Origin of the sequence: Clostridium sp. DSM 17811, assembly GCF_018861905.1 — a bacterium.
GTDB classification, from domain to species: domain Bacteria; phylum Bacillota; class Clostridia; order Clostridiales; family Clostridiaceae; genus Clostridium_AD; species Clostridium_AD frigoriphilum.
Window position 1 is genome coordinate 56,187 of record NZ_JAHLDU010000019.1, and the last position, 12,037, is coordinate 68,223.

Here is a 12,037-nt window from a genome sequence, read left to right on the forward strand (position 1 = left end):
CCATTTTAATCTTTATTATTTAGCTATTATTGCTTCTGCGCATTTTATTACATTGTTTACCACGTACTCTGCATCCTCTAATTTAAGTGTTGAGTATACTGGAAGGGTTATTTCATTCGCATACTGATTATATGCATTTGGATAATCCTCTATAGAATAACCAAGATTTTTATAAAGTGTAAACATTGGTAAAGGAGTAAAATGAACATTTGTAGCTATACCAATATCTGCAAGCTTTTGTATTAATTCATCTCTTTGTGCTTCTTTAAATCCTTTTAACCTTAATGTATATAAATGGTATGAAGTCTCTCTAATTTCATCCTTTGTAAAAGGAATAATTGCCCAATCTTTAGTGCTAAGAGCTTTAGTATATATCGCAAAGATTTCTTTACGACGTGTAATCATTCCTTCATATCTTCCAAGTTGTCCAAGACCTATAGCTGCATTTATATCTGTCATATTGCATTTCATACCATCTGTGATGATATCATATTTCCAAGCTCCTGCCTTCATCTTAGCCAAAGCATCTTTTGACTGACCTTGAAGTGAAGTTATTTTAAATTCTTTTACTAAATCTTTATTACCTTTAAATTTATTATCATTAAAAGTAATTGCCCCACCTTCTGCAGTTATTAAATTTTTTACTGCATGGAATGAAAAGACATTAAAATCAGCTTGTGCTCCAACTTTTTTACCCTTATATATTCCACCGAAAGAGTGAGCTGAATCTGATATAAATATAATATCTTCTCTATTTTTAGCCTTAAGAATTGCCCTTATAGCATCATAATCAACAGGAACTCCTGCGATATCTACAGTTATTATTGCTTTCGTTTTAGGTGTAATTGCCATAGCTAATTTTTGCTCATCTATTAGAAAACTATCTTCTTTAACATCTACAAATGTTGGTTTAACTCCTCTATGAAGTATTACATTTGATGTCGCTGTGTATGTGTAAGGTGTTGTAATAACCTCATCACCCTCGCAAATGTTATAAACCTTTAATATAAGTTCTAAACCTGCACTTGCACTTGCAAGCGCTACAGCATTATTTGCATCACAATAGTTAGCAATCTTATCTTCAAACTCTTTAGTCTTAGGTCCCGTTGTAATCCAACCTGAATCTAAAACCTCCATTACAAGTTTTTTCTCTACATCTGTTATGTCTGGTGGTGAGAAAGGAATATTCTTTATTTTCATATATATCCGACCTTTCATATTTAATTTTATTGTAAACCATAATTATTATCTTATTTATTTCTAGCTTTAATCTTACAATTAAGAAGCAAAAGAAAAAAGCTTAGTTTTTATAAATTTTGAAATTACAAACCCCTCTGACCCTTAAAAAAGCCAGTATCCTTAGTTATATAAATTCCACCTTCTGTAGCAATTCTCTCTTCTAAATATTTAGTAAGTTCATAAAGTCTTTCCTTGTTAAAACTTTGCTTTACATTACCAGGCATTGAAAAAATATAATCAATAATAGGTGTAGCTTCTGTTACAATTAAATTATCCTTATATCTTTTCATTTCTATATTATCAAACAATTTTTCTAGTTTTTCAACGCCATTTTCGAGTTTAAACCTTGAAGTAACATCAGAACTTCTAATATCCATCGTTTCTGATTTAAATTTAATCATTATATCTCTAATTTCAATCATATGATTTTCTCCAACTGTTGAGAAATAAAAACATCCCCCAGGTTTTAATACTCTGTATATTTCAGACAATGCTTTACCTATATTCTCCACATGATAAAGCATATGGTTTGCAATTACAACGTCAAAACTACGATCGCCACAGGGTATATCCTCTGCATCTATAATTTGAAACTTGAAATTTTCAGACTCTTTGCCTAAGTTTATTTTAGCATCATTTAACATTCCTTTAGAAAAATCGCTCAATGTTATATCGAGTCCTTTAGGAAGGTTATCTTTATTTTTTTTCCATAAAGTGGCATCGCCACATCCAAGTTCAAGAATTGTGGACTTATTAGGTAAATTTAGTTTTTCAAAATACCATTTCATCCATCCATATTTGTTTACACTAAATCTCTCATGGATGTTCATTCTAGCCCTTAGATTTGAGGCATTTTCATACTGCTCAAGTAATTTTTTATCCGAATTTATAACATTTATAATGTTGGTAAACTTATCCCAACTTACATCTGCTTTATTCTCCATTTCAATTGCTTCATCAATTGCCTTAATTACCATTAGAGTATGCTGAACTCTTTGCTTCATAATCTTTTTTTGTATTTCCAAAGATTTCACAAAGTTTTTATCCGTCACATCACTTTGCGCTATTTGCTTGATATCATCTAGAGAAAATCCAATAAACTTCAAAGTCAAAATTTGTTGAAGTCTTGCAAAATCCTGATTACTATATAATCTGTGCCCCGCTTCACTATATGAACTTGGTTTCATTAAAGCGATTTTGTCGTAATACCTAAGTGTTCTTAAGGTAACACCGGCTTTTTCTGCAAATACACCAATTGTAAAAAAATCGGGTTCATTCTTTTCCAATATGATCACTCCTAATTATGGACATTTGATCAATAACAATACTTGATTAATGGCTCTATAATTATATTAACACATTACGTTACGTCATATGCAATAGTTTTTTTGAACATTTAAAGAACTTTTATAAAATCAACTTCTTGTTTTAAAATTTATAATTATATAAACAAAGGTATATACTATTATAATTACTTAATTATAACAATATATACCTCTATTATTAACATTCTTATTTGTAAAATATCACTACTATCTAATACCGTTCATTTTGCCCTTCAAAGCTTTAACTCGCCCATTTACATAATTAGTAAGTTCTCGCATATTATCTTTTATTTCTGTTGGAGCACTAGTAACCATAGTAATTATATCTAATTTATTACCTTTTATTTCTTTGGCAACTTCATAAGCCAAGCACTGATTTTTCATTTTCCAATAGGTAACGTTAAATTGATCAGCTTGGCGTTTATTATAATATCCTTTTTCAATACCAAACTGAAATAAATCTGCTGCCGATTCTAATTCTTCTAAATCTTGGACATCTAAAGTCTCTTTCACTAAATCTTGAAATGTTTTCATTATAGCTCTCCTTTTTAACAGGTAATATTATTTATCATCTATATTACAATTAATATATTCTATAAATCCTAGTTGTTTATTTAAAAAAATCACCCTTTAACAAATCTTTTCCACAACTTTAACATTTTAACACATATCAAAGAAAATTTGAATTATATTTATAAATAATATTATAACTCTATGTTTATTCTTTCAAATTAGAACGTATGTTGTCATTTAAAATCTAAAAAATAAGAAAAGATATTTCCTTATATAAATATGTTTTTGTAAAATAATTCTAATCAAATATATACTTTACAAATTATTAAAAAATATTCATAAATGTAGTATTATATATAGTTCTGATAGCACATATTAATACGCTATGATATTCAAATACTTATTATTTATTTAAATTTTATCAAAATAAAAATGAGATAGATAATTAATTTATCTATCTCATTTATATTTTGGATTACACATTAAGTACTATTTATTAGCCTTCTCGACCCTAATAGTTTTTCCTTTTATTGTACCATTTTTAAGTGCCTTTAACACCAAGTCACCTTTTCCATTCATAATATCTACATGTGAAAAACTATCTTGAATATCTATAATACCTATGTCATCAGAACTAACTCCTTCTATATTGCAAATAGTACCTACAATATCCAGAGTCCTTATTTTTTTCTTTTTTCCTGCGCTGATATACATTTTCATTATATCACTATTAAAATTTGATAATTTAGTCTTTTTAATAATAGGTTTAGCATCATGTTTTTCATAAAATGCTATCCTAAATGGCTCTGAATCTTCCTTTGTTGGTATTGATCCTTTTGGTATATCCATACCAATATACTGTTCTATAGCTTGCAAGAATCTATTTTCATTATGGGTAACAAAAGTTATAGCTTTTCCTTTTTTTCCAGCACGCCCAGTTCTACCTATTCTATGTACGTAATTACCTCTTTCAAGTGGTAAATCATAATTTATAATATGTGTTATGTTTTCAACATCTATTCCTCTTGCGGCAACATCTGTAGCCACCAAGAATCTAAATTCACCTTTTCTAAATCTCTCCATAGCATCTAATCTATCATTTTGAATCATACCTCCATGTATCTTAATACATGAATAATGACGGTTCTTCATTTGAACAGTAATTTCGTCAACATTTTCTTTTGTTCTGCAAAATACAATACAAGAATCTGGATTCTCAATATAAAGTAATCTCTTAAGTAAGCTGAACTTTTTATCCTCATCTACCTCATAACATACTTGATCGATTTTCTCAACCGTTAACTTTTCAGGATTTATTTCTACTTTAACAGGGTTAACCATATATTGCTTACAAATTGCTTCAATAGACTCCGGTATTGTTGCTGAAAATAACATAGTAACTCTGTTTTTAGGGACAGCTTTAATAACTTCTTCCACTTGTTCTATAAAGCCCATGCTAAGCATTTCATCTGCTTCATCTAATATTAGGTATTTTATCTTTTCCAAATTAATAGTACCTCTTTCAATATGGTCTAGAGTTCTTCCTGGTGTACCTACTACTACATGTACTCTTTGCTTAAGTTGCTTCTTTTGCGTTTCTATTGGTTGCTTACCGAAAACAGCTATTGCCCTAATCTTTTTATATCTTCCTATGTTTGTTATGTCTTGACTTACCTGAAGTGCTAGTTCTCTAGTAGGTGTTAATACTAAAGCTTGTGGCTCAGTTTCCCCTACATCAGCACTTTCGCAAAGTGGTATAGCGAATGCAGCTGTTTTTCCACTACCAGTTTGTGATTTCACTATAATATCTCTTCCTTCAAGGGCTATAGGTATTACAGCTGCTTGTACATCTGAAGGTTTTTTATATTCTAAATTCTTAATTGCTTTTAATATTTCTTCACTGATTTTAAATTCCTCAAATTTCATGTTACTCATTTTAACTTCCTCTCTTGTTTTATATATAATTTTAAGTATACCTTAAATGAATTTTTAGCTCATAAGTCTATATTATACCATGATTAGGACTACAATTCATATTATAATTTCAAAAACACTGTAATTTGTTTATTTAACATTGATATATTCTAATGCAATTCTAATCTTCTACTAATAATGCTTTAATTCTCAGGTCTTATAATAAAGACATAGAAAACAAATAAACAGCTACAGTGACATAAAATTGTTATCTACTAAATTAAAAAGGGAGGAATAAATATGTCAATAAATTTAGAACAAATTGATGAATTAAGAAAAAGAGCAAATGTAAGTTATGAGGATGCTAAAAATGCCTTGGAGCAAAACGAGGGTAATCTCATTGAATCCTTAATATACCTTGAAAAACAAAATAAAATTAGGCCTGATGAAAAACCTTGTACTGACAGTGCATTTTTTAAAAAGATAAAAATTCTTATTAAAAAGGGCAACGAAACAAAGTTAGTAATTAAAAAAAATGATAATGTGGTTTTAAATGTTTGCATTACTCTAGCCGTTATTCTAGCAATAGTCGCTGCCCCATTAGTAATTGTAGGATTAGTACTTGCTATTATAACTAATCACAAAATAAGAATTGTAAAAAAAAATAATGAGGATTGCGAGGTAAACAAAATTTTTGATAAAGTGTCTCTTGTTGTTAATAAGGTAACTACGAAAATTAACGAGGAACTGAAAACTGAATAAAACTTATAAGTACCTACATTTTACTAATGTAGGTTGTTTTTTTTAAGTAATAAGTTTTATTGCATAAGTCTGATTATCTGCAATTATATTCAAAATAATATATAATAATACTATTATTATAAAATTAATAATTTGATAAGAAAATTATAATGTAGATTAATATAATATGTTTTGGAGGTATAGGTATATATGAATGGACAAAAGATTTTAATAATTGAAGATGAGATAAAAATAGCACGATTTCTTGAGTTAGAGCTAAGGTATGAAGGTTATATAGTTTCACAAAGCCATGATGGGCGTGAAGGTTTAGATAAGGCTATAAATGAAGCCTTTGATCTAATACTTCTTGATATTATGTTGCCTTCTTTAAACGGTCTAGAAGTGTTAAGAAGACTAAGGCAAGTATCAGATATCCCCATCATAATGCTTACTGCGAAAGATGAGATAATGGACAAAGTTACTGGTCTTGACATAGGGGCAAATGATTATATGACTAAACCTTTTGCAATTGAAGAATTACTTGCAAGAATAAGAACAGCATTAAAAAAGAACACACAAATAAATAAAAGTTCAAATATATTATCTGTTGGGGAATTAATCATAGACTTAGACCAACATATGGTCAGTTTTAATAACAACTCTATAGGTCTAACTAAGACAGAATTTGATTTGCTTAAATTACTAGTAGATAATAAAAATATTGTACTTACAAGAAACAAAATTATAGATGTTGTATGGGGATATGAGTATATGGGTGATACTAATGTAGTAGATGTGTACATTAGATATTTAAGAAGTAAAATAGATGATAGATTTAGCAAGAAATTTATTTATACAGTGCGAGGGGTGGGATATCTTTTAAAAGATGAATAATTTACGATTTATCTTTAAATTTATAATAAAATGCTTCAGATTACTCTTAAGAATTTTCGTAATAATATTAAACTTTACACCAAAATTATTAAAAAAATTAGCATACACGATTAATAAGAGACTACGGTTTTCAATTAGTTTTAAAATGACAGCAGTGTATACTCTCATTTTTTCTATTACACTGTTTATATTAAGTGTTAGTTTAGTTGTTGGATTTAGGTTTTTTTTAATTAATGAAGCACAAAGCGACCTTACTAAATATAGTACAGTAGCTATTAATTATGCAAAATTAGATAAAGGTCTTAAAAGTTTTAATTATAATGCTTTTGGTAATATAAAATATGTTACCTTAAGTGTATTTGATGAGAATGAAACTCTTGTTTATTCCAGTCAAAACGATAAAAAGGATATATCTTTCCATAAGGATACCAAAGCTGCCCCAGTAATCAATAATCTCAACCAACAACTTATTTTCGTTACCACTAAACTTGAACTTAATAATAAAATCTTTTTCCTTCAAACTTCTAAAGTTTTAAATAAAGAAAATGAATATTCAACTATTTTTGCAGCAATTATTTTTATTGTAAATGTAATTTCTTTAATTATTACATTAGGTTTTGGTTCTAGAGCTAGTAAAAAAATGCTTTTACCTATAAAAAATATGACGAAAGCAACAAGAGCTATTTCAGTTAATGCTTTGGAAAAAAGGTTAAATGTTAGCACTTCTCATGATGAATTAAAACAACTAGCAGAAACTTTTAATGAGATGCTTAATCGAATTCAAAATTCCTATGAAATGCAAAATCAATTCGTATCAGATGCATCTCACGAACTTAGAACACCTATTGCAGTTATACAAGGTTATGCTAATATGTTATACCGTTGGGGAAAAGATGACAAAGCAGTACTCGACGAATCAATTACAGCTATTAAAAGTGAGGCTTACAATATGCAGCAACTAGTAGAAAAGCTTCTTTTCCTTGCAAGAAGTGATAAGAAAACACAAAAGGTTTATAAGGAGGATTTTTGTATAAACGAATTAATAACTGAAATCATAAAGGAGACTAAACTAATTGACGTAAGTCATGAAATTTCAAGCGAAATTAATGAAAATTTATCTGTTTATGCAGATAAAGATTTATTAAAACAAGCATTACGAATTTTCATTGATAATAGTATTAAGTATACTCCAATTGGTGGAACTATTAAATTAAATAGTTATATTAAAATGAGTAATTTAACAATTGAAATTATAGATACAGGCATTGGTATCGCGAAAGACGACCTTCCTCATATTTTTACTAGATTTTATAGGTGTGATAAATCAAGAGCAAAAGAAAGTGGTGGAACAGGCCTTGGTCTATCTATTTCAAAATGGATCATAGGCAAACATAATGGATCAATTCTAGTAGAAAGCAAACTTGAAATGGGCACAAAAGTAACTATCGGTCTTCCGATGAAAAAGGAATAATATTCATACTTTAATATTTTTTAACTTTTATTCCATAAACATCACCCACTATGCAAATATTTATTCAATTATGTGTATATTGTTTTACATACACTATAGTTATGTGATATGATTAAATTTGGGTTCGTTCTTAAATCTATTTAGATATTATATTTATTTAATAAAGTATTCTTAAGAATCATTTAAAATATTGTATTTGTTTTTACATTATGGAGATTAATAGGAAACTATCTCGCCAGTAAGTTTTCTGACCTTTACTCAATATTTAACATACAATATTTGTAAATTAACTTTATTATAGATAATATGATAGCCATAAGCTTATACAAATTAAAGTATATTTTAATTTATAGAATAGATTTTGATATGATAGTACTACAATTTAAATATATTAATGAATATTAGTTATTAGAAATATTTTAATTTTTATTCAACGGTATAACTATATTATATGAGGAGTGATATTATGCAAATAAGATTAGGATATGTGGCTACAGCATTAAAATCAGCTAAAATAACTTCGGCAAGCACTGTAACTTTTTCTACATATACAAAACAATCAACTGATAGGGATAAGCTTGAAAAGCTACAAAAGGTAGCAGTTTCAAACGTTAATGATTTGCATAAAATTCTGGAATACACTGTAAAAAATGATGTCCACTTTTATAGAATAACTTCCGCTTTAATACCTTTAGCAATACATCCAGAAGTTACTAATTGGGAGTTTAGAAGAATTTTAAAAATGGATTTTGAATGGCTCGGAAATTATATTAATAATAACAATTTAAGAGTAGATACTCATCCAGATGAATCTAATGTTATAAACAGTTCTAAAGAAGAAGTAATAAAAAACACTATAAAAAGTTTACAGTTTCATGCAAATCTTTTTAAAGATATTAATTATCCTTTAGGAAAAATGGTATTACATATTGGGGGTAAGGAAGGCGGAAAACTTGCTGCTACAGAAAGATTCTTTAAGAATTTTAATAACTTACCAAAAGAAATAACAGATATGCTAATATTTGAAAATGATGATAAAAGCTTTACTACAAAAGAAGTATTAAATATCTGCCAAGAAATAAAGGCACCTATGGTACTAGATGTACATCATCATAACTGTAACAATGGCGGTGACGACCTAGAACCTATGTTAAAAGATATATTCGCCACTTGGGAAGGTCAACCTTTACCACCTAAGGTACATTTTTCTAGTCCAAAAACTGGAGAAAAGGATAAAAAACACGCTGATAACCTTGATGCAGCATCATTTATTGAGTTTATTGAGAAATGTATCCCTTTAGGAATAGATTTTGATGTACTAATAGAAGCAAAACTAGCCGATGTGGCTTTCTTCAAACTTCTAGAAGATGTAAAAGTATTTAAACCAGAATGGACATGGCTTGATAAAACTACCATAGAATTCTAATAAAATAATTCTACAAAAGGAAGAGTTTGGCAATATTTTCATTGCTAAACTCTTCTTTTTTATGTAAAATTGCTTATAATGCATTTAAATATATAATATAAAAGAGGAATAAATATTGCTGGAAGCATGTTACCAACTTTTATTCTTTTAATATCAAGCATATTTGCACCGATTGCTACAATTAATAATCCCCCAACAGCAGACATTTCATTTACAACAGATGTTATTAAAAATTGTTTCATAAGAGAAGCTGTTAAGGTTATAATACCCTGATATATAAATACTGAAATCGCAGAAAAACATACTCCAACACCTAATGTTGATGAAAAAATAATTGCAAATATACCATCTAATAAAGATTTAGCATAAAGTATACTATAATTTTTAGAAAGACCACTCTCAAGTGAGCCCATTATAGACATCGCCCCTACGCAAAATACCAAACTTGCTGTTACAAAACCATTTGCTATTCCACTTTGACTTGATACTTTACTTTCTAGTAAAGCTCCAATGTTTTCAATACCTTTCTCAATTCTTATTATTTCACCAATAAGAGTTCCTACCGTAAGACTAATAATTAATAATAATATGTTGTTTACCTGTAATGCACCTTTTAATCCAATAAGTATTACACATAACCCTAGACCTTTCATAATTGTTTCAGTGTATGTATCAGAAATTTTATTTTTAAATGATGAACCTATAAATCCGCCAATTATTATTGATAATGAATTTATAATTGTACCTAACATAACTATTCACCTCCTTATTTTTACTACATTTACAGTTATTATAAACTTTAAAAAATATATTTACAATTACTAATTTAAATGTTATAATTTTTATAATCTTATAAAATTTAATGACTTGTCAAAGTAAAGTTATTAATTATATTATAAATTCACTGAACAGGAAGAGTAATTAAAGTAATGCAATTTCAGAGAGCTGAGGATAGTGTAATCTCAGTATTGATAACTTTAGTGAATGGACCTGCTAGAAGTAACCCGAACTCGAATTTTGAGTGTAGTAGTTACCGGATGCCCACTGTTAAAAGGGCTAGAGTATTTTAGTACTCGAAATATAAAATATGCTTATTTTCAGCATAATTTAGGTGGTATAGCGAATATCCTTCGCCCTAATATAGGGCGGGGGTTTTTTTATTTTAATAATTAATATAAAGGTGGTGATCAATTTGATGTGCTGAAAGATACTAGCTTCTGAAATAATATCAAAACAAATAAATCTTAATTATTTTGAAAAGGGGATGCTTTTTATGAAAACAAATAAAATAATAATAACCTCTCTATTACTGGCAATAGGTCTTATATTGCATCAAATTACACCAGGTATATTTTTAGGAATGAAACCAGATTTATTATTGGTATTTATGATTTTATCCATAACAATTACAAAAGATTTTAAAATTGCGTTAATAACAGGGATAGTTGCCGGTGTTTTATGCGCTTTAACCACAACTTTTCCAGGCGGGCAACTTCCTAGCATTATAGATAAAACAATAACTTCAATAATTGTATATTTTATATATAAAAGACTAAAATCTAATTCTTCACTTAAATTATCAAGTATTTATTTTCTTGGTACTATAGTAAGTGGTAGTATTTTTTTAAGCTCAGCTCTCTTTCTATTTGGTTTACCTGCACCCTTTTTAGCACTCTTTGTATCAATAGTACTTCCTACGTCTGTATTTAATTGTTTTGTCGGATTTTCTATTCATAAACTTATTGCAACAAACCCAGCATTAAAAAGTAAATTTATAAATTTTTAACTTTTAAAAATATGCTATAAAAAGGTTAAAGAATCAAGCTCCATGATAGAGCTTGATTCTTTAATTAACTAATCTAGCTTTGCTCAGGATAATACTCCTTAAATGCATCATCATAATCTTCTGGTTTGTCAAATTCCTGAACTTCACTTATAAAAGTTTTCGTATCTCCATTTTTCTTTTCTACATATTGTTTTTCTTTACTTACCTTTTTATTACTATCATTCTCCAAAATAACATCTCCTCTTACCTATTTTGGATACAAAATATTCATTGTATCTCTTGCCTATAGTATTTGCAAAAACTAAAAAAATATATATACTCAAATCATTTTAAAAAAATAATTATAATTTTACTCAAAAAAAATGAGCAATTATAATCACTAAAAGTGTTTATAATTGCTCATTACATTTTATTATTAGTCTCTCAAAATTAAACAGAAAAATAGGAACGAGTAATTACAATAGATATTTTTGAAAAATAAATTAATATTCTTCTATTGCATCGACCGAAGTCGATACATCTACTCCCTAGAAAGGAGGTGATCCAGCCGCAGGTTCTCCTACGGCTACCTTGTTACGACTTCACCCCAATCATCGATCCCACCTTCGGCCGCTGGATCCTTACGGTTACCTCACGGACTTCGGGTGTTACCAACTCTCATGGTGTGACGGGCGGTGTGTACAAGGCCCGGGAACGTATTCACCGCGACATGCTGATTCGCGATTACT

At 28.6% G+C, this 12,037-nt stretch carries 11 protein-coding genes, 1 rRNA gene and 1 other annotated feature; of the genes, 5 read left to right on the forward strand and 7 right to left on the reverse strand.

Annotated elements, in window-relative coordinates; all coding sequences use genetic code 11:
• Positions 1-15: 15 nt before the first annotated feature.
• From KPL44_RS18805 to KPL44_RS18820, 4 genes are all read right to left on the reverse strand, one after another.
• Entirely contained in the window at positions 16-1,194 is a 1,179-nt protein-coding gene (locus KPL44_RS18805) for a DegT/DnrJ/EryC1/StrS family aminotransferase (RefSeq protein WP_216253275.1), read from the reverse strand.
• Between the two features lie 128 nt (positions 1,195-1,322).
• Positions 1,323-2,525, reverse strand: coding sequence for a MerR family transcriptional regulator (locus tag KPL44_RS18810; RefSeq protein ID WP_216253252.1), 1,203 nt, complete (start codon positions 2,523-2,525; stop codon positions 1,323-1,325).
• A 246-nt stretch (positions 2,526-2,771) separates the two neighbouring features.
• The gene (locus KPL44_RS18815; RefSeq protein ID WP_216253254.1) at positions 2,772-3,098 is read right to left on the reverse strand and encodes a hypothetical protein; all 327 of its coding nucleotides are present in this window, start codon (positions 3,096-3,098) and stop codon (positions 2,772-2,774) included.
• Positions 3,099-3,566: 468 nt separating this feature from the next.
• Positions 3,567-5,012 carry a DEAD/DEAH box helicase gene (locus KPL44_RS18820; protein WP_216253256.1) on the reverse strand — a complete coding sequence of 482 codons (1,446 nt, stop codon included), beginning with the start codon at positions 5,010-5,012 and terminating at the stop codon, positions 3,567-3,569.
• A 279-nt stretch (positions 5,013-5,291) separates the two neighbouring features.
• Here KPL44_RS18820 and KPL44_RS18825 point away from each other — a divergent pair, with 279 nt between their 5' ends.
• The 4 genes from KPL44_RS18825 (at position 5,292) to uvsE (ending at position 9,523) form a co-directional block, all read left to right on the forward strand.
• Complete coding sequence (locus KPL44_RS18825) at positions 5,292-5,753, forward strand: DUF4342 domain-containing protein (protein WP_216253258.1); 462 nt, start codon at positions 5,292-5,294, stop codon at positions 5,751-5,753.
• A 189-nt stretch (positions 5,754-5,942) separates the two neighbouring features.
• Positions 5,943-6,626 (forward strand): response regulator transcription factor, encoded by a 684-nt coding sequence (locus KPL44_RS18830; RefSeq protein ID WP_216253260.1) that lies wholly within the window; start codon positions 5,943-5,945, stop codon positions 6,624-6,626.
• Between the two features lie 145 nt (positions 6,627-6,771).
• Entirely contained in the window at positions 6,772-8,097 is a 1,326-nt protein-coding gene (locus KPL44_RS18835) for a sensor histidine kinase (protein ID WP_216253262.1), read from the forward strand.
• Positions 8,098-8,563: 466 nt separating this feature from the next.
• Positions 8,564-9,523: a UV DNA damage repair endonuclease UvsE gene (uvsE, locus tag KPL44_RS18840; RefSeq protein WP_216253264.1), complete on the forward strand. Its 960-nt coding sequence runs from the start codon at positions 8,564-8,566 to the stop codon at positions 9,521-9,523.
• Positions 9,524-9,582: 59 nt separating this feature from the next.
• Here uvsE and KPL44_RS18845 read toward each other — a convergent pair whose 3' ends face one another.
• Positions 9,583-10,275: a DUF554 domain-containing protein gene (locus KPL44_RS18845; RefSeq protein ID WP_216253267.1), complete on the reverse strand. Its 693-nt coding sequence runs from the start codon at positions 10,273-10,275 to the stop codon at positions 9,583-9,585.
• A gap of 143 nt (positions 10,276-10,418) precedes the next feature.
• Positions 10,419-10,664 (forward strand) — a binding site (T-box leader).
• 132 nt (positions 10,665-10,796) lie between these two features.
• Here KPL44_RS18845 and KPL44_RS18850 point away from each other — a divergent pair.
• Positions 10,797-11,309, forward strand: coding sequence for a tryptophan transporter (locus KPL44_RS18850; RefSeq protein ID WP_216253269.1), 513 nt, complete (start codon positions 10,797-10,799; stop codon positions 11,307-11,309).
• 73 nt (positions 11,310-11,382) lie between these two features.
• Here KPL44_RS18850 and KPL44_RS18855 read toward each other — a convergent pair whose 3' ends face one another.
• The gene (locus KPL44_RS18855) at positions 11,383-11,538 is read right to left on the reverse strand and encodes a hypothetical protein (protein ID WP_216108582.1); all 156 of its coding nucleotides are present in this window, start codon (positions 11,536-11,538) and stop codon (positions 11,383-11,385) included.
• 302 nt (positions 11,539-11,840) lie between these two features.
• Positions 11,841-12,037: ribosomal RNA gene (locus tag KPL44_RS18860) — 16S ribosomal RNA — on the reverse strand; the annotation flags it as partial.